Origin of the sequence: Klebsiella sp. GG_Kp173, assembly GCF_040062415.1 — a bacterium.
Classification (GTDB): Bacteria; Pseudomonadota; Gammaproteobacteria; order Enterobacterales; family Enterobacteriaceae; genus Klebsiella; species Klebsiella quasipneumoniae.
Genome location: NZ_JBEAFZ010000088.1, coordinates 80,392 through 104,191 on the forward strand (window position 1 = coordinate 80,392; position 23,800 = coordinate 104,191).

The following is a 23,800-nucleotide window of genomic DNA, read 5'->3' on the forward strand; positions in this document are numbered from 1 at the left end:
TAATAACAAACCTCTGTCCCTCGCTCAGTCTGCCAGGAAAGCCGTATGACTAAGACAACCATCGACATTCAGGCCTTTATCAACGAGCACCCCTTCACCCGCTACCAGTGGATGATCCTCGCGCTCTGCTTCATCACCGTCGCGATGGACGGGTTCGACACCGCGATCATCGGATTCATCGCCTCCGACCTGGTCCAGGAATGGGGCGTGGAAAAATCAGCCCTCGGCCCGGTGATGAGCGCCGCGCTGGTTGGCCTGGCGGTCGGCGCGTTAACCGCGGGACCACTGGCTGACCGTATCGGCCGCAAGAAAGTGCTGATTATGTCGATCGTGGTGTTCGGAGGATTCAGCCTGCTCACCGCCTTTGCCACCAGCCTTAACCAGCTGACGCTGCTGCGCTTCCTGACCGGCCTGGGCCTCGGCGCGGCGATGCCCAATGCCGCGACGCTAATGAGCGAATATGCGCCGGAGCGCCGTCGGGCGCTGCTGGTGAACCTGATGTTTGTCGGCTTTCCGATGGGCTCGTCGCTGGGCGGCTTTTTATCCGCCTGGATGATCCCGCACTATGGCTGGCAGAGCGTGCTGGTATTGGGCGGCGTGATGCCTCTCCTGCTGGCGGTAGCATTAATTTTCCTGCTGCCGGAGTCCGCCCGCTATCTGGTGGTGAAGCGTCAGCCGGCGCAGCGCATTGCCGCCATCCTGCGGCGTATCGCGCCGCTGCCGGAGACGGTGGAGTTTGAGCTGCACGAAGCAGGCCAGGTGAAAGAGAAGTCGGCCATAGGCGTCATTTTCTCCCCACGCTACGCGGTGGGCACCGTGATGCTGTGCCTGACCTACTTTATGGGCCTGCTGATCTTCTATCTCCTGACCAGCTGGCTGCCGCTGCTAATCCGCGAGACCGGCGCATCGATGAGTCAGGCCTCTATTATCACCGCCCTGTTCCCACTCGGCGGTGGAATTGGCGTGCTGATCCTCGGCGCTCTGATGGACAAGATCAATCCCAATAAGGTGGTGGCCGTCGGCTGGCTGCTGACCGGCGTTTTCGTCTGTCTGGTGGGCTTCTCTACCAGCAGCCTGGCGCTGATGGGGGTGATGGTGTTTATCGCCGGCAGTATTATGAACGGCGCGCAGTCGTCGATGCCGGCGCTGGCGGCAGGCTTCTACCCGACACAAGGGCGCGCCACCGGCGTGGCCTGGATGCTGGGCATTGGCCGCTTCGGCGGGATCCTTGGCGCGTTCAGCGGCGCCTTCCTGATGCAAGCCCAGCTCTCGTTTGAGACCATTTTCACCCTGCTGGCTATCCCGGCATTCCTGTCAGCCATCGCGCTGCTGATTAAATATCGGGTCAGTAAATCAGCGCCGGCGGCGACAGAGGACGCGAGAGGTCTGCAGAAAGCCTGATCGACAAGCCGGCGTCCCGCGCCGGCTTTGCCGCTTTTTTCTTATCCGTTTACAAAAATTTTCGAAGCCACTCCATCGTATTAGTAATCATGCTCTTAGGCGCCGCTGCCGTTCGGCTATTGGGGCTGATTCGATAACCTGCTGGCAAATAATCACGGGCGTTACCATCCTTGATGCTTTTTTCTGACTATTCTTAAAGAGCTTTAGAAAAATCTCTTCCGCTGTGTGATAAAAGGAGTTCTCAATGGAATATAAAGATCCCGTGTTTGAACTGCTGAGCAGCCTGGAACACATCGTTTTTAAGGACGATAATCAGACACTTACCTCAAACCGTAAGTCCACTGTGTTTAGTGAATTTGAACAGCTGCGTAAAGGCACTGGACTTAAGATTGACGACTTCGCCAACGCCATGGGCGTGAGCGTCGCTATGGTAAGAGAGTGGGAATCGAGACGGGTAAGACCGTCCCCCACTGAGCTAAAATTAATGCGCCTGATTCAGGCCAACCCGCAGCTTTCAAGGCAGTTACTCGATTAATCCCGAGCGCAGCGGTAAGGGCCAGCAAGGGAGCTTTTACCGCTGCACCGTAAAAAAAGTTTGCTATCAGGTGCTGAACGTGCGTTAATGCTCGCAGGTTTGATGTACAGACCACAGAGCAGTCGAATAGAGCAGTCCTTCTAAGGTTATCCAAAGATACCCCCGTAGTGAACTTTCCCTTTATCGCTTTAAATCTGTAGTCCAGACCGCTACGCCGCAAGGCTCACTTATTTTTTTAAAGGTAATTCACTATGTCCGGTAAAATGACTGGTATCGTAAAATGGTTCAACGCTGACAAAGGCTTCGGCTTCATCACTCCTGACGATGGCTCTAAAGACGTGTTCGTACACTTCTCTGCTATCCAGAACGATGGCTACAAATCCCTGGATGAAGGTCAGAAAGTCTCCTTCACCATCGAAAGCGGCGCTAAAGGCCCGGCAGCTGGCAACGTAACTTCTCTGTAAGTTCAAGCCGCTAAGAATCAAGAATCCCTGCCTGATGGCGGGGATTTTTTTTATCTGTCGCCAACAGCCGCCAGCATACGATGGCGGCTGTTGGGCATTCAGAGCCGGGTATAGCGCCAGCCCGTTTCCTCCCATGCCAGACTATGGGTCAGCCTCAGACCTTGTAAAAACGCCTCATCATGCGACACCACCAGCATCGCGCCGGGAAACGCCGCCAGCGCGCTTTCAATAGCCTGCGTCGATGCTAAATCGAGATGGTTGGTCGGCTCATCCAACAACAGCAGCTGGGCCGGATCGCGTCGCCAGAGTACGCAGGCCAGGGCCGCTTTCAGGCGTTCGCCGCCGCTGAGCGCCGACAGCGGCAGAGTGACCTTATCCGCGCCCAGCTGCAGCTGCGCCAGGCGGGTGCGCAGGAGGCCCTCATCCAGCGGGGTATCTTCCAGGCTCAGGTGCGCCATGACCGACAGGGATAAATCCAGCTGCGTCAGATGTTGATCGAGGTAAGCGGCGCTCACCGACAGCCGGACATCGCCTGAGGCGGCCTGCTCCAGCCCCAGCAGCGTTTTCAGCAAAGTGGTTTTGCCACAGCCGTTCGGCCCCTTTAGCGCGATGCGCATCGGACCATCCACGCGCCAGTCCAGCGGCGCAGCCGGTGCATGGTCGAGCTGTAATGACTCCACCACCAGCACCTGCTTGCCGGCGGCCACTTCGCTGCCTGGCAGGGTGAACATCACCGGCGTATCCTCTTCCACCCGCTCTCGCGCTTGCTGCACGGCGCCATTCAGACTGCTGTTCTGTTCACGATGCTGACGGCGCAGCGTTCCCGGACGCTCTTTTGCCGCGCCTTTGTACTTCACACGTTCAAAAGAGGCGATATTCAGGGTATCAATAGTACGCAATGTCTGCGCCGAGCGCCGCTGGGCGGCGTCATGCTCCTTTTGCATTCGCGCGCGGGTGCGTCGCCGCTCGGTCGTCGCATGGTCCAGCGCCGCGCGTGCGGCCTGCTGCTCCGCCTCACGCTGCCGCTGATATTCAGCATAGTTGCCGCCGTAGCTGCGCAGCGCCGTCGGCGTCAGCTCAATAATCCTCGGCATCCGCGTCAGCAGCTCGCGGTCGTGGCTGGCGATCAGAGCCCCACCCTGCCAGCTTTCCAGCTGGTGATAGAGCCACTCCCGCCCCGGGCGGTCCAGATGGTTGGTAGGCTCATCCAGCAGCAGATAATCGGCGCCGGAGACAAAGGCGCCGCACAGCAGAGCCTTCATCCGCTCGCCGCCGCTGAGTGAAAAAGCGGGGCGATCGGCAGAGAACGGCGGGAGATCGGCTTCACGGAAAGCTAAACTCAGGCGATCGGTGAGATCCCAGTGGCCATCCAATAGCTCGAAATCGTCGGCCAGTCCATTACCCTGTTCCAGGCGGAACAAGGCGTCAAATACCGGCGCATAGCCGAGCAGCGCGGCGAGGGTGGTCTCCGGCGTGAGCGTTGGCTGCTGCGCCACCCAGGCCACGGCGGCGGTGCGCTCGACATGGCCGCCGGCAGGAGACTCAAAGCCCGCCAGCAGGCGCAGCAGACGCGTCTTGCCGACGCCGTTCCGGCCGACCAGGCCGCAAAGGGTCGGTTCCAGCGATAAATTCAGCGGACCAAACAGGGTCTGTCCCGTCGCAAACTGACAGGTGACCTGATGTAAAACAAAAGCGGGGATGTGGGCGCAATGAGCCATAAGCACTCCTGAATGAAATCAATACTCCCCTACCCGCAACGTCTGCGAGGTAAGGCGTGAAATTCATCAGTCGTGTTTGTTCATTTGTGGGGCGCGCTCCAGTGAGACGAGGGATTCGTCGGGGCATAGAATAGCCACACTCCGCTATGAATTTCAAGCCCGTTTAATTCAACGGCCGTGTAAAAATAAAAAGGCCTCCTGATATCAGGAGGCAAAGGATTTATTTGGTGAACAATGAAAGGGTGCATTGAGAATACCTGACACCGCAAGCATGGTGGGGATAGATCCCCACCAGATGCTCTTACTGTTTAATATCACAGGCTAAGAATGCCACCAGCTCAATATTTCCCTGCCTGATCTGTAATTCACATAGCGAATCACGAACCATCCAGGTCAATAATAAAATAGTGAAGCAAATCACTACTAAGCCAAACAACAGATACTTTTGCGGCATTCCTCGCCTCCCGTGTTGATTTTCAACAAGTAAGAGGCTACTCTTATGGTGTTCATGCATAGGGGAGCCTCACTTTGATTACTATCAGGTGGGGTTTTTCTCTGTCTGTCTCCCGCTGAATACCTGAGACACACAGTCTCAAGCACCCGCCGCCATTCTAGCGTAAATATCTCGCGGAATTATGTTTATATATTCCTAAAGATTTCTTATCGATAAATGAAAATAATGAAGATATCAATGACAGAATTATTAGCGGTTCACCTATTTATATTTCACGTATAAAAAAACCTGCCCTGAGGCAGGTCTTTTATTATTTCCGATACGCTTACTGCAGCAGAGAAATATCCGCTACCTGCAGGAACAGCTCGCGCAGTTTGGACAGCAGCGTCAGACGGTTGATGCGAACATCTTTGTCTTCAGCGTTAACCATCACGTTCTCGAAGAACTCATCCACCGGCTCGCGCAGGGCGGCCAGCTCGATCAGCGCATCCTGATAGCGGCCTGCGGCGAAGTACGGCTGCAGCTTGTCGCGCAGCACCACCAGATTGCCCGCCAGCTTAATTTCCGCCGCTTCTTTCAGCACCGAAGCGTGAACGATGTCGTTCAGCGTTTCGTCGGATTTCGCCAGGATGTTGGAGACACGCTTGTTCGCCGCCGCCAGCGCGGAGGACTCTTCCAGAGTACGGAAGTGCGATACCGCCTTCATACGCGCATCGAAATCCGCCGGGCGGGTTGGACGACGCGCCAGTACCGCCTGGATAGTGTCGACACCGTAGCCTTCGTCCTGATACCAGGCGCGGAAGCGGCCCAGCATAAAGTCGATCACGTCATCGACCACGTTGGCGTTGGTCAGCTTCTCACCGTACAGACGCACCGCTTCTTCAGTCAGCGTTTGCAGATCGAGATTCAGGTTCTTCTCGACGATAATACGCAGGACGCCCAGCGCGGCGCGGCGCAGCGCAAACGGGTCTTTATCGCCTTTCGGGTGCTGGCCGATACCGAAGATACCCGCCAGGGTGTCCATCTTATCGGCAATCGCCACCGCGCAGGCCACCGGGTTAGACGGCAGCGCGTCGCCGGCAAAGCGCGGCTGATACTGTTCGTTCAGCGCCACGGCCACATCTTCCGCTTCGCCATCATGGCGCGCGTAGTGCATCCCCATCACGCCCTGGGTGTCGGTGAACTCGAAGACCATGTTGGTCATCAGGTCGCACTTGGACAGCAGGCCCGCGCGGGTCGCGTGGTTCACGTCAGCGCCAATCTGCTCGGCAATCCAGCCCGCCAGCGCCTGAATGCGATCGGTCTTGTCGCGCAAAGTCCCCAGCTGCTGCTGGAACAGCACGGTTTCCAGACGCGGCAGGTTGTCTTCCAGACGTTTTTTACGGTCGGTGTTGAAGAAGAACTCGGCATCGGCCAGACGCGGACGGACCACCTTCTCGTTACCGGAGATGATCTGCTGCGGATCTTTCGACTCGATGTTAGCGACGAAGATAAAGTTCGGCAGCAGCTTACCGGCGTTGTCGTAGACCGGGAAGTACTTCTGGTCGCCCTTCATGGTGTAAACCAGCGCTTCAGACGGCACCGCGAGGAATTTTTCTTCGAACTTCGCCGTCAGCACCACCGGCCATTCCACCAGCGAGGTGACTTCTTCCAGCAGGCTTTCGCTCAGATCGGCTTTACCGCCAATCTTACGCGCCGCTTCTTCCGCATCGGCTTTGATTTTGGCTTTACGCTGTTCGTAATCGGCGATGACTTTACCGCGTTCCAGCAGGATCTGCGGGTACTGGTCGGCATGGTCGATGGTGAATTCCGGCTCGCCCATAAAGCGATGGCCGCGGATCACGCGATCGGACGGAATACCGAGGATAGTAGACGGGATCACTTTGTCACCCAGCAGCAGCGTGACGGTGTGAACCGGGCGCACGAAGTGGACGTCAGACGCGCCCCAGCGCATCAGTTTCGGGATCGGCAGCTTCGCCAACGAGCTGGCAATCATGTTCGGCAGCAGGGCTTCAGTGCTTTCGCCCTTCACATGGGCGCGATACAGCAGCCACTCGCCTTTGTCCGTGGTCAGACGTTCGGCCTGATCGACGGTGATACCGCAGCCGCGCGCCCAGCCTTCGGCCGCTTTGCTTGGCTTGCCTTCGGCATCGAACGCCTGGGCAACGGCCGGGCCGCGTTTTTCCACTTCGCGATCGGCCTGCGCCGCCGCCAGGTTGGCTACCTTCAGCGCCAGACGACGCGGAGCGGCAAACCATTCCACTTTACCGTGCGCGAGGCCGGCGTTATCCAGCTCTGCGGTCACGTTCGCAGCAAAAGATTCCGCCAGGCTGCGCAGCGCTTTTGGTGGCAGCTCTTCAGTGCCGATTTCCACCAGAAAAGTATTCTCAGACATGGCCGCCTCTTATTTATTCTTGTTGCACATCGGGAAGCCGAGCGCTTCACGGGAAGCGTAGTACGCTTCCGCCACTGCTTTCGTCAGGGTGCGAATGCGCAGGATATAGCGCTGACGCTCGGTGACGGAGATGGCTTTACGCGCATCCAGCAGGTTGAAGCTGTGAGCCGCTTTCAGAATACGCTCGTAGGCCGGCAGCGGCAGCGGGGTCTCCAGCGCCAGCAGCTGCTGGGCCTCTTTCTCATACTGCTCGAAGCAGGAGAAGAGGAAATCGACGTCGGCGTATTCGAAGTTATACGTGGACTGCTCCACTTCGTTCTGGTGGAACACGTCGCCGTAGGTGGTTTTCCCCAGCGGGCCGTCGCTCCAGACCAGGTCGTAGACGCTGTCGACGCCCTGGATGTACATCGCCAGACGCTCCAGACCGTAGGTGATCTCGCCGGTAACCGGCTTACACTCCAGGCCGCCCACCTGCTGGAAGTAGGTGAACTGCGTCACTTCCATGCCGTTGAGCCACACTTCCCAACCCAGACCCCAGGCTCCCAGCGTCGGGTTTTCCCAGTTGTCTTCGACGAAGCGAATGTCGTGAATGGTCGGGTCCATACCCAGCTCTTTCAGCGACCCGAGGTACAGCTCCTGGATGTTGTCCGGAGAAGGCTTAATCACCACCTGGAACTGATAGTAATGCTGTAAACGGTTCGGGTTTTCGCCATAGCGGCCATCGGTTGGACGACGGGAAGGCTGTACGTAGGCGGTCGCCATCGGCTCCGGCCCTAACGCGCGCAGGCAGGTCATCGGGTGAGAGGTGCCGGCGCCGACTTCCATGTCCAGTGGTTGAACAATGGTGCAGCCCTGACGAGCCCAGTAATCCTGTAAGGTCAGGATCAGGCCCTGGAAGGTCCTGGTATCAAACTTTTGCATATGATTTCGTGCTGGATACGTGTGGATTTAAAGGAAGGAGTCAGTATACCCGCTGGCTGCGAGATATACAGTACGAAACGGCGTAGTTTCAGGAAAACGGACGAAATTTACGCCAGGCGGGGTCGATTCAGCGCATCGAAAGATGCATAAACTGGCCGTCCGGGTCAAAGGAACAGATGAAACGTTCATTCTTGCCGGTACGGCCCGAAAGCTCATAGCTTGCCTGGAATTGTTCAAAATGGTTCACGTCAACTAACTGCGTTTGCGTGTTATAGCGGATAGCGGCCTGGTCCTTGCAAAGCTGCGCCATATTGAGCGTGGTTTGCGGGGTAATACGCGCGCGCTGCGCTTTTTGCGCCGGCGGGGAAACGGTCTCGCTGCAGCCCGCAAGGAGCAGCACCAGCATTATGGAAACGACACCTTTCACCACGTTCTCCTCCACCGCCTTGTTAGCAAGTTGTTATCGTAAATATTCAGTATTACAGGTATTTTGCGAATATCATGAAACATCGACAAGCCTGTGACCAAAAACTCAGACTAATCTCGTGCGACACCGGGGCATAAGGCGGGTCAGACCTTATTTCGCCAGTAGACTTTGAGGGACGGATGCAAGAAAAGATTCACTGGATCACCAACCTGCGCGGCATTGCCTGCATGATGGTGGTGATGATCCACAGTACCAGCTGGTATATCACTCATCCGCATGCGATTACACTGCTGCAATGGGATATCGCCAATCTGCTCAATTCCGCCTCCCGCGTCAGCGTGCCGCTATTTTTTATGATCTCGGGCTACCTCTTTTTTGGGGAACGCAGCGCCCAGCCGCGCCACTTCTGGCGGATTGGCCTGTGCATTGCGTTCTATAGCGCGCTTTCTCTGCTGTATATCGCGCTGTTTACCCATATCAACGTCGAGCTGTCGTTAAAGAATGTGCTGCAGAAGCCTGTCTTCTACCACCTGTGGTTTTTCTTTGCTATCACCGTTATCTATCTGCTCTCGCCGCTTATTCAGGTTAAGTCCGTCAGCGGCAAAATGCTGCTGACGCTGATGGCGATCCTCGGCATTCTGGCCAACCCCAATATGGTCGGCGTCAAAGCCGCCGGGATTGAGTGGTTGCCGGTCAACCTCTATATCAATGGCGACACCTTTTATTACGTGCTCTACGGCGTGCTGGGCAGGGCCATTGGCACCCTGAACACGGATAAAAAATGGCTGACCCCGCTCTGCGCCGCGCTGTTCCTCGCCGCCGTGTGGGTCATCTCCCGCGGCACGCTGCATGAGCTACGCTGGCGCGGGGACTTCGGCGACACCTGGTATCTCTACTGCGGACCGGCGGTGTTCGTTTGCGCGGTCACCCTGCTGACGCTCGCCAAAAACTGGCTTAACGCGCGTCCCCTGCCCGGTATCGAATGTATTGCGCGTCATTCTCTGGGGATTTACGGGTTCCATGCCCTGATTGTGCATGCGCTGCGCGCCAGCCATCTGGAACTGAGCCGCTGGCCGCTGCTGGATATTGTGTGGATTTTCAGCGCCGCCCTGCTCGGCAGTCTGCTGCTGTCCGGCCTGGTGCAGCGGGTTGATCGCCGCCGGCTGGTCAGCTAACGGCCCGGCGCACCGGACAACCGGGCGCCTATTCCGTTTTTTGCACCGCGCGGGCGACGCGGGCCCGTTCGGGGGTCGCAGATGCGCCGTATAAGCAGACAAACCACGCCGCGATATAGACGGCTTTTTCATGCCAGTCTGCCGGCACATGCCAGGCGCCTACCAGCAGCAGGCCCGCCGACAGCAGCAACACCAGCCGGCATAACGCGATAAATCCGTCGTCTTGCCCCTGCCACCGTCTGGCGCGCTGATGGGCGAGGACGGCAAACATCCCCATCACCAGCACGCCAAGAAAATAACCTTTACCGCTAAACAGCGGGCAGGTCCGCCAGATACCCAGCAGATAAACCAGCGACCCTGCTGCCATCATCCCTCTGGCAATACTGCGTTTTATATTCATCGCTCCTCCCTGTCGACACGCGCTGATTATGACCGAACCGCCCGGCGATGGCGCAGGCCAGGTGCAGCAAAGCTGACATTTCGGAATTAATAAATACGTGTTTTGGATGAATGCAGACTGGACATTCAGGGGAGTAATCCGCCCGGCGCTGCCGGACGGACTGAGGCTATGACATCAGCGGTTTCAGCTGCTGATAAATCTGGCGGAAGGTTTCCCGCTGCGGCGCATAGTGGGCCACTCGGCGATCGTCCGGGCGATGCGCTTGCTCAAGCGGCAGCGGCGTCAACAGCCCGGCGCGGTCGGCTTCGCCGTGCACCGCCAGCTGCGCCAGCCTGGCCGCCCCCAGCGCCGGGCCGACGTCGCCCCCGGTACGGTAATCGAGCTGCTGGCCGCTGATATCCGCCAGCATTTGTCGCCAGTAAGCGCTACGCGCCCCGCCGCCGATAAGGGTGATGCTCTGCGGCTTGATGCCGCAGGCGTGTACCACGTCCATACCGTCCGCCAGCGCATAGCCCACCCCCTCCAGTACTGCCCGCGCCAGCTCTGCCGGCCCATGCTGATGCGTCAGGCCGAAGAAGACGCCCTTGGCCTGCGGGTTGTTGTGCGGCGTGCGTTCGCCCGACAGATAGGGCAGGAACCACACCGGACCGGCGCTCTCGTCGGCTGACTGTGCCGCCGCAATCAGCGCCGGCACGCTGGCGAGACCGGTTAATTTCGCCGCCCAGTCCAGACAGGAGGCCGCGCTGAGCATCACCGACATCAAATGCCAGCGGCCCGGTAGCGCATGACAAAAGCTATGCACCGCGCTTTCAGGCTTGCTGAGGAATCCTTCGCTGACCGCGAAATACACACCTGAAGTGCCCAGCGACAGCATCGCCTGACCGGCATCGGCCATGCCAACCCCGACCGCGCCGGCGGCGTTGTCGCCGCCGCCCCCCACCACCAGCGCCTGTGGCATATTCCACGCCTGCGCCACCTCCGGGCGCAGCTGCCCGGTGACGTCGCTGCCTTCAAACAGGGCCGGCATCGCGTCCCGGCTGAGATCGCAGGCAGCGAGCATCTCATCGCTCCAGTCGCGTCGGGCGACGTCCATCCACAGGGTACCGGCGGCGTCAGACATATCGCTGGCAAGCTCGCCGGTCATCCGCAGACGCAGATAATCCTTCGGCAGCAGCACTTTATCGACCTGGCTGAACACCGCCGCCTCGTGGCGCTGCACCCACAAGAGCTTCGGCGCCGTAAAGCCCGGCATCATCAGGTTGCCGGTGATCTGCCGGGAAGCGCTGACTTTTTCCTCCAGCAGCTGGCACTCTTCGCCGCAGCGGCCGTCATTCCATAAAATGGCAGGACGCAGCACCTGTAACGATTTATCCAGCAGGGTGGCGCCGTGCATCTGCCCGGCGATCCCCAGCGCCTTCACGTCGCGCAGACTATGCTGCGCGCCCAGGGCTTTCATCGCCGTGTCCGTAGCCTGCCACCACTGCTCGGGATCTTGTTCCGACCACAGCGGATGCGGACGCGAGACGGTAAGCTTTTCGGTATGCGATGCCACCACATCACCCTGCTCATTGAGCAGAATGGCTTTGACGCCCGATGTCCCCAGATCGATGCCGATATACATACTCCCTCTCCTTAAACGCGCGCCACGGCTGAGCGTGGCGCGAACAGAGCATCCTGGTGGCGACCCCGGTCACGCCGGGCGCCGCCGCATGATTACTTGTCAAACAGATAATGGTTGACCAGGTTTTCCAGTTGTTCCTGCTGGCCGCTGCGATGCTGCGGCGCCAGCTGATGCTGAACGGCATACTGGGCAATGTCGCTGAGGGTCATCTGCCCGTTCAGGATCTGCTGCCCCAGCTCGCCGTTCCAGCCGGCGTAGCGTTTGGCCACGCGTTTATCCAGTTCACCGTCCTCGATCATCCGCGCCGCGACCTTCAGCGACAGCGCCATGGTATCCATCGCGCCGATATGGCCGTAGAACAGATCATATTTGTCGGTGCTCTGACGGCGCACTTTCGCATCAAAATTGAGGCCGCCGGTGGTGAAGCCGCCCGCTTTGAGAATTTCATACATCACCAGCGCGTTCTCTTCGACGCTGTTCGGGAACTGGTCGGTATCCCAGCCCAGCTGCGGATCGCCGCGGTTGGCGTCGACGGAACCGAACAGCCCCAGCGCGATGGCCGTCGCGATCTCATGATGGAAAGAGTGGCCGGCGAGGGTCGCATGGTTGGCTTCAATGTTCAGTTTAATCTCTTTTTCCAGGCCAAACTGCTTGAGGAAGCCGTAAACGGTAGAGGCATCATAATCATACTGATGCTTGGTAGGCTCCTGCGGTTTGGGCTCGATCAGCAGCGTGCCTTTAAAGCCGATTTTGTGCTTATGCTCCACCACCAGCTGCATAAAGCGGCCAATCTGTTCACGCTCCTGGCGCAGGTCGGTATTCAGCAGGGTTTCATAGCCCTCGCGACCGCCCCACAGAACATAGTTTTCGCCGCCCAGCTGATGGGTGGCATTCATGGCGGTGACCACCTGGGTGGCCGCCCAGCTGAACACTTCCGGGTCCGGGTTGGTGGCCGCACCAGCGCCGTAGCGCGGGTTGGTGAAGCAGTTTGCGGTCCCCCACAGAAGCTTGACGCCGCTCTGCTGCTGCTTCTCCGCCAGTACCTCGACCATCCGGGCGAAGTTATTGCTGTACTCCTTGAGCGAACTCCCTTCCGGCGAGACGTCAACGTCGTGGAAGCAGTAGTAAGGCACGTTGAGTTTATGGAAAAATTCGAACGCCACATCGGCTTTGCGTTTGGCCATCTCCAGGGCGTCGCCAGGCTGCTGCCATGGGCGATCGAAGGAGCCCACGCCAAACATATCGGCGCCATTCCAGCAGAAAGTGTGCCAGTAACAGGCCGCAAAACGCAGATGATCTTCCATCCGTTTGCCCAGCACCAGTTCATCCGGGTTGTAATGACGGAAAGCCAGCGGGTTAGTGGATTTCGGGCCTTCGTAACGAACGCGATCGAGTTGATCGAAATAGGTCTGCATAGAGAACTCCATATTCAGAGATGCGGCGAATAACCAATCAGGTACCCTAAATAATTCGAGTTGCAGGAAGGCGGCAGGAGCGCGAGTCCCCGATAACCAGGGGGCGAAGCAACGAATGTCACCAACACACCTACAACTTGAAGTATGACGGGTTTAAGCCAATATAGAATTTCGCTTTCATTTTCCTCAATTACGTTATTTCACACCGCCATTGAGAGAATCCACAAACGTGCGCTAGCTCGCAAAAAATAATATCTACTCGTTCTTCTGCCGTACTGTCAGAGAAGTCCAGTGCAATAATAAGAGTGTGCATGAATAAAATACGATCGCCGTCATAATTTACGCATTAAACGAAATTTCATAACCGCAAAATAAAAACCGGTAATTGCCAGCCCTGCTTTCCGCGTTAAGAATCTGTAACGTATCCGCAACCTCATGTATCAAACATTATTTTCCGTTCGTCTTACCTACCCTTACAAAAAAGGTATCGTTATTATGAAGATAAAGAACCTTTGCCTTACGCTTTGCGCCAGCTCCCTCCTGCTCGCCAGCATGGCGGGGATGGCGAAAGAAGTGAAGATTGGCATGGCCATCGACGATCTGCGTCTGGAGCGCTGGCAGAAAGACCGCGATATTTTCGTCAATAAAGCGGAATCCTTAGGCGCCAAAGTTTTTGTTCAGTCCGCCAATGGCAATGAAGAAACGCAAATGTCGCAAATTGAAAACATGATCAACCGCGGCGTCGATGTCTTAGTCATTATTCCTTATAACGGTCAGGTGCTCAGCAACGTTATTAAAGAGGCCAAACAGGAAGGTATTAAAGTCCTGGCCTATGATCGCATGATTAATAATGCTGATATTGATTTTTATATTTCTTTCGACAATGAAAAAGTCGGCGAAATGCAGGCGCAAAGCCTGGTCGACAAAGTGCCGCAGGGTAATTATTTCCTGATGGGCGGTTCGCCGGTGGATAATAATGCCAAACTGTTCCGCGCCGGGCAGATGAAGGTTCTCAAGCCGTATGTCGATGAGGGCAAAATTAAGATTGTCGGCGATCAGTGGGTTGACGGCTGGCTGCCGGAAAACGCGCTGAAAATAATGGAAAACGCGTTGACGGCGAATAATAACAAAATCGACGCCGTGGTTGCCTCCAATGACGCCACCGCCGGCGGCGCCATCCAGGCCTTAACCGCCCAGGGGCTGGCCGGCAAAGTGGCGATCTCCGGTCAGGATGCTGACCTGGCGGGCGTGAAGCGCATTATTTCCGGTACCCAGACGATGACCGTCTATAAACCGATTACCACCCTGGCCACCAACGCCGCCGAAATCGCCGTTGAGCTGGGCAACGATAAGCAGCCGAAGTCTGATACTAAGCTGAATAACGGCTTAAAAGATGTCCCTTCGCGCCTGTTAACGCCAATTGAAGTGAATAAAGAGAATATCGACGCCACGGTGATTAAAGACGGTTTCCATAAAAAGAGTGAACTGTAATGGCTGACGCCCCGCTGCGGGGCGTCATTTTCATCCCGCCGGATATCACTTTTCGGAGTCTTTATGGCCTGGCTACTCGAAATGAAGAACATCACCAAAACCTTCGGCGCCGTTAAGGCCGTGGATAATGTCAGCCTGCGCCTGAACGCTGGCGAGGTGGTCTCGTTATGCGGTGAAAATGGTTCGGGAAAATCGACGCTGATGAAAGTGCTGTGCGGTATCTATCCGCACGGAAGCTATGAGGGGGAGATTATTTTTGCCGGCGAAATGCTGCAGGCAAACCATATTCGCGATACCGAACGCAAAGGCATCGCCATTATTCATCAGGAGCTGGCGCTGGTGAAACATCTCACCGTGCTGGAGAACATTTTCCTCGGCGCCGAGATCTCCCGCCACGGTCTGCTGGATTATGAAACCATGACGCTGCGCTGCCAGAAGCTGCTGGCGCAGGTCAATCTGCCCATTTCGCCCGACACCCGCGTCGGCGACCTCGGCCTCGGTCAGCAGCAGCTGGTGGAGATCGCCAAGGCGCTGAATAAACAGGTTCGCCTGCTGATCCTCGACGAACCGACCGCCTCCTTAACCGAACAAGAGACCGCGACGCTGCTGGCGATCGTTCGCGATCTCCAAAACCACGATATCGCCTGCATCTATATTTCGCACAAGCTCAATGAGGTCAAAGCGATCTCCGATACAATCTGCGTGATCCGCGACGGCCAGCATATCGGCACCCGCGACGCCAGCGGCATGAGCGAAGACGACATCATCACCATGATGGTTGGCCGGGAGCTCACCGCGCTCTATCCCAGCGAACCGCACGCCCACGGCGAGGAGATCTTGCGGGTCGAACACTTGACCGCCTGGCACCCGGTAAACCGTCATATTAAACGGGTCAACGACGTCTCGTTTTCCCTGCGTCGCGGGGAAATCCTCGGCATCGCCGGGCTGGTCGGCGCCGGACGGACCGAGGCGGTGCAGTGCCTGTTCGGCGTCTGGCCGGGGCGCTGGCAGGGGGAGATTTTCATTGATGGCCAGCCGGTTAGCATCACTAACTGTCAGCAGGCCATTGGCCACGGCATCGCCATGGTGCCGGAAGACCGCAAAAAAGACGGTATCGTGCCGGTAATGGCGGTAGGTAAGAACATTACCCTGGCGGCGCTCAGCCAGTTCACCGGCGCGATGAGCAGCCTGGACGACGCCGCCGAGCAGCACTGTATTGAGCAGTCCATTCAGCGATTGAAAATTAAAACCTCCTCGCCGGAGCTGGCGATTGGCCGCCTGAGCGGTGGCAACCAGCAAAAGGCGATTCTGGCCCGCTGTCTGCTGCTTAATCCGCGCATTCTGATCCTCGACGAACCCACCCGCGGCATCGATATCGGGGCGAAGTATGAAATTTATAAACTGATTAACCAGCTGGTGCAGCAGGGCATCGCGGTCATTGTCATTTCATCCGAACTGCCCGAGGTGCTTGGTCTTAGCGATCGGGTGCTGGTCATGCACGAAGGCAGGCTAAAAGCCAATTTGGTTAATCAACATCTGACCCAGGAACAGGTGATGGAAGCCGCGCTGAGGAGCGAACGCCATGTCGAAGAACACGTCGTCTGAAATCAAACTTACTCCAACCGCCCCTACCGCCCTGCCGGCGCTGAAGGGGCTTAACCTCCAGGTCTTCGTGATGATCGCCGCGATCGTCGTCATTATGCTGTTTTTCACCTGGGTTACCGATGGCGCCTACCTGAGCGCACGCAATATCTCCAACCTGCTGCGCCAGACGGCCATCACCGGCATCCTCGCCGTCGGCATGGTGTTTGTGATTATTTCGGCAGAAATCGACCTGTCCGTCGGCTCGATGATGGGGCTTCTCGGCGGCGCGGCGGCGATCTTTGACGTCTGGCTCGGCTGGCCGCTGCCGCTCACCATTCTGGTGACGCTGGTGATGGGCCTGCTGCTCGGCGCGTGGAACGGATGGTGGGTGGCCTATCGTAAGGTTCCCTCGTTTATCGTCACCCTCGCCGGGATGCTGGCGTTTCGCGGCATTCTGATCGGCATCACCAACGGGACCACCGTCTCGCCCACCAGCCCGGCGATGGCGCAGATCGGCCAAAGCTACCTGCCAGATGGCATTGGCTTTGGCATCGGCGTTGTCGGCATGGCAGCGTTCATTATCTGGCAGTGGCGCGGACGGATGCGCCGGCAGGCGTTAGGTCTGGCGACCGCGTCCTCCACCGCCGCCGTTGGCCGCCAGGCCATTACCGCGGTGATTGTGCTGGGCGCAATCTGGCTGCTCAATGACTATCGCGGTGTGCCGACGCCGGTACTGATCCTCGCCGCCCTGCTGCTGGCAGGGCTGTTCATGGCCACTCGTACCGCCTTTGGTCGCCGCATCTACGCCATCGGCGGCAACCTGGAGGCGGCACGCCTGTCCGGGATTAACGTCGAGCGTACCAAGCTGGCGGTGTTTGCCATTAACGGCCTGATGGTCGCCATTGCCGGTCTGATCCTCAGCTCACGCCTCGGCGCGGGGTCGCCCTCGGCGGGCAACATCGCCGAACTGGATGCCATCGCCGCCTGCGTTATCGGCGGCACCAGCCTGGCGGGCGGGATCGGTAGCGTCGCCGGGGCGGTAATGGGGGCGTTTATTATGTCGGCCCTGGATAACGGCATGAGCATGATGGACGTCGCCACCTTCTGGCAATATATCGTCAAAGGCGCCATTTTGCTGCTGGCGGTGTGGATGGACTCCGCCACCAAGCGGCGCGCGTAAGGAAGCGCTCTCTGAAGAATGTCTGAATTCTTTGCGCTACCGCCAAACTTCGCCATAAGGCGCTTGAAATATCTCGGGCATTAGCCGGTAGTGTATACCCAACAGCATTCGGGTTGCAGACGGCGCATCCCGGCCGCGTATCGCGTACGTGGCCGTGGTGAATGAGAAAGCCAGGCCATCGGCAACATCATGAATGAAGGGGTATGACCGGGGTTAGAGCAGGAACATCATCTATGTTTGAAAAGCGTCACCGTATTACGCTGTTATTCAACGCCAACAAAGCTTATGACCGCCAGGTGGTTGAGGGTGTCGGCGAGTATCTGCAGGCCTCCCAGCTGGAGTGGGATATCTTTATTGAAGAGGATTTTCGGGCACGAATCGAAAACATCAAAGAGTGGTTAGGCGATGGCGTTATCGCCGACTATGACGATCCCGAAATCGAAAAGCTACTGGCCGATGTCAACGTCCCCATCGTCGGCGTCGGCGGCTCTTATCATCAGCCAGAGCAGTACCCGCCGGTCCACTATATCGCCACGGACAACGCCGCGCTGGTGGAAAGCGCCTTTCTTCATCTGAAGGAAAAAGGGGTACACCGCTTCGCGTTTTACGGACTCCCCACCTCCAGCGGTAAGCGCTGGGCAGTAGAGCGCGAGTATGCCTTCTGCCAGTTGGTGGCGAAGGAGAAGTATCGCGGCGTGGTCTACCAGGGGCTGGAGACGGCGCCGGAGAACTGGCAGCACGCGCAAAACCGGCTCGCCGACTGGCTGCAAACGCTGCCGCCGCAAACCGGCATCATCGCCGTCACCGACGCCCGCGCCCGCCACGTCCTGCAGGCCTGCGAGCTGCTGCATATCCCGGTGCCAGAGAAACTGTGCGTTATTGGCATCGATAACGAAGAGCTGACCCGCTATCTCTCTCGCGTCGCCCTCTCCTCCGTCGCCCAGGGCACCCGCCAGATGGGTTATCAGGCGGCAAAATTACTCCACCGGCTGCTGAATAACGAGGCGCTCCCGCTGCAGCGCCAGCTGATCCCGCCGATGCGCGTCGTTGAGCGACGCTCCACCGACTACCGGTCGTTAAACGATCCCTCCGTGATTCAGGCGATGCATTACATTCGCAACAACGCCTGCAAAGGCATCAAGGTGGAGCAGGTGCTCGACGCCGTCGGCATTTCACGCTCCAACCTGGAGAAACGCTTTAAAGAGGAAGTGGGGGAGACCATCCACACGGTGATCCACAGCGAGAAACTGGAAAAGGCGCGCAGCCTGCTGGTGTCCACCAGCCTGTCGATCAATGAGATTTCGCAGATGTGCGGCTACCCGTCGCTGCAATATTTCTATTCGGTGTTTAAGAAGGAGTACGACGTGACGCCGAAAGAGTACCGTGACCGGCACAGTGAAGTCATGATGTAGAGAGCAAAGAAAAATGCCCGGGCTTGCGCGCCGGGCATTAAAAATGACGTAGATAAGCACATTACATGTGCGCGGCAATTAACCGCTGGTTATCCTGATACATCGCGAAGAGATAGTTGTTGTAGCTCGACCCTTTGGTCGAATAACCCTTCAGCTTATGAATCATGGTGCTGGCCGTTACTTCCTGATCCGCCTTACGCAGCTGCAGGCGCGATTTGCGGAAAGAGGAATAGGCCGGGTGGGTGTTCAGGTTGGTGACGTAAGCCTGCACCGACTGCTCCACCGACTCAAACTGCGAGTAGCCTTTCATCGCGCCGCGGCAGCGACCAGCGCCGCACTTCATGCCGAACAGATTGTTGTTCTCACGCGCCAGCTTAGAGGTACCCCAGCCACTTTCCGCCGCCGCCATGGTCGCAACCATGCTGTTCGGAATAATGTCGACACGCTCAAGCAGCGCGTTCCATGGCACATGACGCGTATTACCTGACCACTTCACCTTGTAACGCGTCGCGATATCTTTCAGGCGCGCCTTTTCGCTCGGCGACCAGCGAGCATCGTACTGCTTGGAAACAAGCCAGTTACGATCCGCAGTAATCGCCTGATTCTGCTTGGTAATATAAGGCATGACCGTCCGGAGAAACGCTTTTTTCCTTGGTGTTCCGGAAGGGTATTTTCGCAAGTCAGGAAGTGAACTGCTCTTTACACTATTGCGAGAATACTCTTGTTTACTGCTTACCTTAGTACTACTGATCTTCTTAACCGTTGGGGCTTTATGACTCTTTGTTGCTGTGTGCGTTGTTGCCAACACACTACCTGAAAAGACGCAGGTTAGTAACATAAGTATGGCGGCCCCATATCGTCGTATGGGATTCGATATCATCAGGTCTCCTGGTCGGATATATGCATTCCAACACCTTGTTTTTCACAAAAAAACGATAGCTGAATCGCTAATAGTATCAAAAATACGCACTGAGGGCATCAACAGAAATAGTCCAATTCCGAATTGCTGTCATCTGAAATCGGTTTCTGCGCCGCATCGCCAGCGCGAAAATGCTAGCTTCGTCTCATTTTTAGCCTATTTTTTGAGCGGTGTCACTCACCCCTTTTCATCCTCCTGGCAAAACGTCCGCCGGGAGGAGTTCACCCTTGCGGCAACAAGGCACACTAGATAAAAACCGCTCAAGGATCCCGCAATGAAACTCGCTGCGCTTGCCACGTTATTCGTGCCTGGGATGGCCTTTGCCGCCTGGACCACCGCCGACTTCCCTGCTTTCACCGAAGAAGGGACGGGCCGCTTCATCAGCCAGAAAGTGGTTGAGAAGGGTACACGTCCCCTGCAGCTAAATTTTGACCAACAGTGCTGGCAGCCTTCCGGCGGCATTAAGCTCAACCAGATGCTCTCCATGGAACCCTGTCGCGGCACGCCGCCGCAATGGCGCATCTTCCGCCAGGGCCTGTATACCCTGGAGGTGGATACCCGCTCCGGCACGCCGACGATGATGATTTCGCTGGAGGAAAAAGAGGCCAGCGCCGCAGCGCCGCAGATCCGCCAGTGTCCGAAGTGGGATGGAAAATCTCTGACCATCGACGTTAGCAAAACCTTCGCCGAGGGCAGCAAGGTTCGCGATTTTTACAGCGGCAATGTCGCGACCGTCAGCGGCGGCAAAATCACTCTGCAGCCCGCCTTCGGCAGCAATGGCCTGCTGCTGCTTGAGCGCGCCGAGACGGCCGCGCCGGCGCCGTTCGACTGGCACAACGCCACCGTCTACTTCGTCCTGACCGACCGCTTCGTGAACGGTAACCCGGCCAACGACAATAGCTATGGCCGACATAAAGACGGCATGCAGGAGATAGGCACCTTCCACGGCGGCGACCTGCAGGGATTAACCAGCAAGCTGGATTATCTGCAGCAGATGGGGGTCAATGCCCTGTGGATCAGCTCCCCGCTCGAGCAGATCCACGGCTGGGTCGGCGGTGGGACGAAAGGCGATTTCCCGCACTACGCCTACCACGGCTATTACACTCAGGACTGGTCGAAACTGGACGCCAACATGGGGACCGAAGCGGATCTCCGCCGGCTGGTGGATGAAGCGCATAAGCGCGGAATACGTATTCTGTTCGACGTGGTGATGAACCATACCGGCTACGCCACCCTGGCCGACATGCAGGAGTTCCAGTTCGGCTCCCTGTATCTGCAAGGGGATGAGCTGAAAAAAACCCTCGGCGAGCGCTGGACGGACTGGAAGCCCGGCGCGGGCCAGACCTGGCACAGCTTTAACGACTATATCAACTTCAGCGACAAGGCCGGTTGGGAGAAATGGTGGGGTAAGAAGTGGATCCGCACCGATATCGGCGATTACGACAACCCGGGCTATGACGACCTCACCATGTCGCTGGCCTTCCTGCCGGACCTGAAAACCGAATCGAAGGAGGCGTCGGGCCTGCCGAACTTCTATAGCCATAAACCGGACACTGCGGCGAAGGCGATCCCGGGCTATACGCCGCGCGACTACCTGACGCACTGGCTGAGCCAGTGGGTGCGCGACTACGGCATCGACGGCTTCCGCGTCGATACCGCTAAACATGTGGAGATGGATGCCTGGCAGCAGTTAAAAACCCAGGCCACCGCCGCGCTGGCGGAGTGGAAAAAAGCCAATCCGGATAAAGCGCTGGATGCGGCGCCGTTCTGGATGACCGGGGAAGCCTGGGGACACGGGGTGATGGAGAGCGATTACTATCGCCACGGTTTTGATGCGATGATCAATTTCGACTATCAGGACCAGGCGGCGAAAGCGGCGACCTGCATGGCCAACATTGACCTCACCTGGCAGCAAATGGCGGACAAGCTGCAGAGCTTTAACGTGCTGAGCTACCTCTCCTCACACGATACGCGCCTGTTCCGCGAAGGCGGCACCACGGCGGCAGAGCTGCTGCTGCTGGCCCCTGGCGCCGTGCAGATCTTCTATGGCGACGAGTCGTCGCGCCCGTTCGGCCCCACCGGCTCGGACCCGCTGCAGGGCACCCGTTCAGAGATGAACTGGCAGGATGTCAACGGTAAAGCGGCCCGCAGCGTTACCCACTGGCAGAAGATCGGCCAGTTCCGCGCGCGCCATCCGGCGATCGGCATGGGCAAACAGACCACGCTGCCAATGCCGCGGGGTTACGGATTCGTGCGCGAGAGCGGTGAAGACAAAGTGATGGTCATCTGGGCCGGACAACAGCAGTAATGCAGGAGTGGCTCCCCGCTTGGCGGGGAGCCACTCAGAATAATACGCTGATAAAATATCGATTCACAGGATAAAAACAAAAACACCCCTCTTCCCTTCGATTTGCACCACGCTGGCGCTGGCGTTATGGTTAGCCACTTTCCAGAACCACCGACAGACGATTCGCGATGACATTTTCCCTTTTCGGCGACAAATTCACCCGTCATTCAGGCATTACCCGCCTGATGGAAGACCTTAATGACGGTCTGCGCACGCCGGGCGCTATTATGCTGGGCGGCGGCAACCCCGCTCAGATCCCGGAGATGAATGACTACTTCCAGCAGCTGCTCTCCGACATGCTGGATAATGGCAAAGCCCTTGATGCGCTTTGTAATTATGATGGTCCGCAGGGCAAGAGCGAGCTGCTGAGCCTGCTGGCGAAGATGCTGCGCGACGAACTGGGCTGGGAGATAGAACCACAGAATATTGCGCTAACAAACGGCAGTCAGAGCGCATTTTTCTACTTATTTAATCTGTTCGCAGGGCGTCGGGCAGATGGCACCACCCGCAAGGTGCTGTTCCCGCTGACGCCGGAATATATCGGCTATGCCGATGCCGGCCTGGAAGAGGATCTGTTCGTTGCCACCCGGCCGAATATCGAACTGCTGCCGGAAGGCCAGTTCAAGTACCACGTTGATTTTGAGCATCTGCAGGTGACGGAGGAGACCGGGATGATCTGCGTCTCGCGTCCCACCAACCCGACCGGCAACGTCATCACTGATGAAGAGCTGATCAAACTGGATGCGCTGGCGAATCAGCACGGGGTCCCGCTGGTGATTGATAACGCCTACGGCGTGCCGTTCCCGGGCATAATCTTCAGCAACGCCCGACCGCTGTGGAATCCGAACATCGTGCTGTGTATGAGCCTGTCCAAGCTGGGCCTGCCGGGCAGCCGCTGCGGGATTATCATCGCCAACGAGAAAATCATTACCGCCATCAGCAACATGAACGGCATTATCAGCCTCGCGCCCGGCGGTATCGGGCCGGCAATGATGTGTGAAATGATTAAACGTCAGGATCTGCTGCGCCTGTCAGAGACAGTGATCAAACCCTTCTATTACCAGCGGGTGCAGGAGACCATCGCCATTATTCGCCGCTATCTGCCGGAGGAGCGCTGCCTTATTCACAAACCGGAGGGGGCGATCTTCCTCTGGCTGTGGTTTAAGGATCTGCCGATCTCCACCGAGCTGCTGTATCAGCGGCTGAAAAAGCGCGGCGTGCTGATGGTGCCGGGGGATTACTTCTTCCCGGGACTCGATAAACCGTGGCCGCATACCCACCAGTGCATGCGCATGAACTATGTGCCGGACCCGCAAAAAATCGAGGCCGGGGTGAAAATTCTCGCCGAAGAGGTTGAATTCGCCTGGCGCGAACAGGAAGCGTAATTCCTGACGCTGCTGACGGGTAACGTCCGTCGGCGGACCCGCTCACGCCAGCGCCAGCCGCTGGCGTTTTTGCGCGCATAGCGCCTCCAGCTCCGCGGGAGCCATCACCCGCAGCGCCTGCGTCGGGCAGGCGGCTACGCAGGCCGGGCCCTCGGCGCGGTGGTGGCATAAATCGCATTTCAGCGCCTGCGCCTGCTGGTTCACCGCCGTGACGGTCATCGCGCCGTACGGGCAGGCCACCATGCAGCTTTTACAGCCGATGCAGCGGCGCTGATCGACCCACCAGACGTCCTCCTCCAGACGAATCGCCCCCTGCGGGCAGACGCTGGCGCAGGGCGCATCCTCACACTGCCGACAGGCCGTCGCCGTTGATATCTCGCCGCTTTTCACCACCCGGATCCGCGGCGCGAAATGGCTTGTCGACAGCATGGACACATCCTGCGCCTGCTGGTGCGCCACCGCGCAGGCCACTTCACAGGTACGACAGCCAATACACTGTTGGGCATTAGCAATAAGAAACCGGTTCATCCTCTGCTCCCTGGGGATAAAACCGCAG

General features: G+C 57.7%; 20 protein-coding genes. 10 read left to right on the forward strand and 10 right to left on the reverse strand.

Annotated features, from left to right (window positions below; genetic code table 11):
* Positions 1-45 precede the first annotated feature (45 nt).
* The 3 genes from ABLU50_RS23365 (at position 46) to cspA (ending at position 2,400) form a co-directional block, all read left to right on the forward strand.
* Positions 46-1,401, forward strand: coding sequence for an MFS transporter (locus ABLU50_RS23365; RefSeq protein WP_017900021.1), 1,356 nt, complete (start codon positions 46-48; stop codon positions 1,399-1,401).
* A 244-nt stretch (positions 1,402-1,645) separates the two neighbouring features.
* The gene (locus ABLU50_RS23370; RefSeq protein WP_004205010.1) at positions 1,646-1,936 is read left to right on the forward strand and encodes an HTH-type transcriptional regulator; all 291 of its coding nucleotides are present in this window, start codon (positions 1,646-1,648) and stop codon (positions 1,934-1,936) included.
* A 251-nt stretch (positions 1,937-2,187) separates the two neighbouring features.
* Positions 2,188-2,400, forward strand: a complete 213-nt coding sequence (gene cspA / locus ABLU50_RS23375) for an RNA chaperone/antiterminator CspA (protein ID WP_000014594.1) — start codon at positions 2,188-2,190, stop codon at positions 2,398-2,400.
* A gap of 98 nt (positions 2,401-2,498) precedes the next feature.
* On the opposite strand, the gene ABLU50_RS23380 is transcribed toward cspA, so the two are convergent.
* The 5 genes from ABLU50_RS23380 to ABLU50_RS23400 form a co-directional block, all read right to left on the reverse strand.
* Positions 2,499-4,118 (reverse strand): ATP-binding cassette domain-containing protein, encoded by a 1,620-nt coding sequence (locus tag ABLU50_RS23380; protein WP_087832438.1) that lies wholly within the window; start codon positions 4,116-4,118, stop codon positions 2,499-2,501.
* Between the two features lie 301 nt (positions 4,119-4,419).
* Positions 4,420-4,572, reverse strand: coding sequence for a type I toxin-antitoxin system toxin HokA (gene hokA / locus ABLU50_RS23385; RefSeq protein ID WP_004205012.1), 153 nt, complete (start codon positions 4,570-4,572; stop codon positions 4,420-4,422).
* A 325-nt stretch (positions 4,573-4,897) separates the two neighbouring features.
* Entirely contained in the window at positions 4,898-6,967 is a 2,070-nt protein-coding gene (glyS, locus tag ABLU50_RS23390) for a glycine--tRNA ligase subunit beta (protein WP_087832340.1), read from the reverse strand.
* A gap of 9 nt (positions 6,968-6,976) precedes the next feature.
* The gene (gene glyQ, locus ABLU50_RS23395; RefSeq protein ID WP_004205014.1) at positions 6,977-7,888 is read right to left on the reverse strand and encodes a glycine--tRNA ligase subunit alpha; all 912 of its coding nucleotides are present in this window, start codon (positions 7,886-7,888) and stop codon (positions 6,977-6,979) included.
* Positions 7,889-8,015: 127 nt separating this feature from the next.
* Positions 8,016-8,315 carry a YsaB family lipoprotein gene (locus ABLU50_RS23400; protein ID WP_025999219.1) on the reverse strand — a complete coding sequence of 100 codons (300 nt, stop codon included), beginning with the start codon at positions 8,313-8,315 and terminating at the stop codon, positions 8,016-8,018.
* 179 nt (positions 8,316-8,494) lie between these two features.
* Here ABLU50_RS23400 and ABLU50_RS23405 point away from each other — a divergent pair, with 179 nt between their 5' ends.
* Positions 8,495-9,490, forward strand: a complete 996-nt coding sequence (locus ABLU50_RS23405) for an acyltransferase (RefSeq protein ID WP_004205016.1) — start codon at positions 8,495-8,497, stop codon at positions 9,488-9,490.
* 28 nt (positions 9,491-9,518) lie between these two features.
* Here the strand turns inward: ABLU50_RS23405 and yiaB are convergent, their stop codons facing one another.
* From yiaB to xylA, 3 genes are all read right to left on the reverse strand, one after another.
* Positions 9,519-9,890 carry an inner membrane protein YiaB gene (gene yiaB / locus ABLU50_RS23410; protein WP_017900025.1) on the reverse strand — a complete coding sequence of 124 codons (372 nt, stop codon included), beginning with the start codon at positions 9,888-9,890 and terminating at the stop codon, positions 9,519-9,521.
* 166 nt (positions 9,891-10,056) lie between these two features.
* The gene (gene xylB / locus ABLU50_RS23415) at positions 10,057-11,511 is read right to left on the reverse strand and encodes a xylulokinase (RefSeq protein WP_004205018.1); all 1,455 of its coding nucleotides are present in this window, start codon (positions 11,509-11,511) and stop codon (positions 10,057-10,059) included.
* A gap of 92 nt (positions 11,512-11,603) precedes the next feature.
* Positions 11,604-12,926, reverse strand: a complete 1,323-nt coding sequence (gene xylA / locus ABLU50_RS23420; protein ID WP_004205019.1) for a xylose isomerase — start codon at positions 12,924-12,926, stop codon at positions 11,604-11,606.
* A gap of 495 nt (positions 12,927-13,421) precedes the next feature.
* Between xylA and xylF the strand changes: the two genes are divergently transcribed.
* The 4 genes from xylF to xylR all read left to right on the forward strand — a co-directional run bounded on the left by xylF (position 13,422) and on the right by xylR (position 18,593).
* Positions 13,422-14,417 carry a D-xylose ABC transporter substrate-binding protein gene (gene xylF, locus ABLU50_RS23425; RefSeq protein WP_087832339.1) on the forward strand — a complete coding sequence of 332 codons (996 nt, stop codon included), beginning with the start codon at positions 13,422-13,424 and terminating at the stop codon, positions 14,415-14,417.
* A 63-nt stretch (positions 14,418-14,480) separates the two neighbouring features.
* Positions 14,481-16,022, forward strand: coding sequence for a xylose ABC transporter ATP-binding protein (locus ABLU50_RS23430; RefSeq protein WP_106479126.1), 1,542 nt, complete (start codon positions 14,481-14,483; stop codon positions 16,020-16,022).
* Positions 16,000-17,181, forward strand: coding sequence for a xylose ABC transporter permease XylH (xylH, locus tag ABLU50_RS23435; protein ID WP_017900029.1), 1,182 nt, complete (start codon positions 16,000-16,002; stop codon positions 17,179-17,181). Before ABLU50_RS23430 ends, xylH begins: the two co-directional genes overlap by 23 nt.
* 233 nt (positions 17,182-17,414) lie before the next feature.
* Positions 17,415-18,593, forward strand: a complete 1,179-nt coding sequence (gene xylR, locus ABLU50_RS23440) for a D-xylose utilization transcriptional activator XylR (protein ID WP_004205023.1) — start codon at positions 17,415-17,417, stop codon at positions 18,591-18,593.
* Positions 18,594-18,654: 61 nt separating this feature from the next.
* On the opposite strand, the gene ABLU50_RS23445 is transcribed toward xylR, so the two are convergent.
* A complete protein-coding gene (locus ABLU50_RS23445; RefSeq protein ID WP_017900030.1) occupies positions 18,655-19,473 on the reverse strand; it encodes a protein bax in 819 nt (272 codons plus the stop codon).
* 313 nt (positions 19,474-19,786) lie between these two features.
* Between ABLU50_RS23445 and ABLU50_RS23450 the strand changes: the two genes are divergently transcribed.
* The gene (locus tag ABLU50_RS23450) at positions 19,787-21,820 is read left to right on the forward strand and encodes an alpha-amylase (RefSeq protein WP_087832337.1); all 2,034 of its coding nucleotides are present in this window, start codon (positions 19,787-19,789) and stop codon (positions 21,818-21,820) included.
* A 167-nt stretch (positions 21,821-21,987) separates the two neighbouring features.
* Complete coding sequence (gene avtA / locus ABLU50_RS23455) at positions 21,988-23,244, forward strand: valine--pyruvate transaminase (RefSeq protein WP_004205026.1); 1,257 nt, start codon at positions 21,988-21,990, stop codon at positions 23,242-23,244.
* A gap of 42 nt (positions 23,245-23,286) precedes the next feature.
* On the opposite strand, the gene ABLU50_RS23460 is transcribed toward avtA, so the two are convergent.
* Positions 23,287-23,772 (reverse strand): 4Fe-4S dicluster domain-containing protein, encoded by a 486-nt coding sequence (locus ABLU50_RS23460; protein WP_053809874.1) that lies wholly within the window; start codon positions 23,770-23,772, stop codon positions 23,287-23,289.
* Positions 23,773-23,800 lie beyond the last annotated feature (28 nt).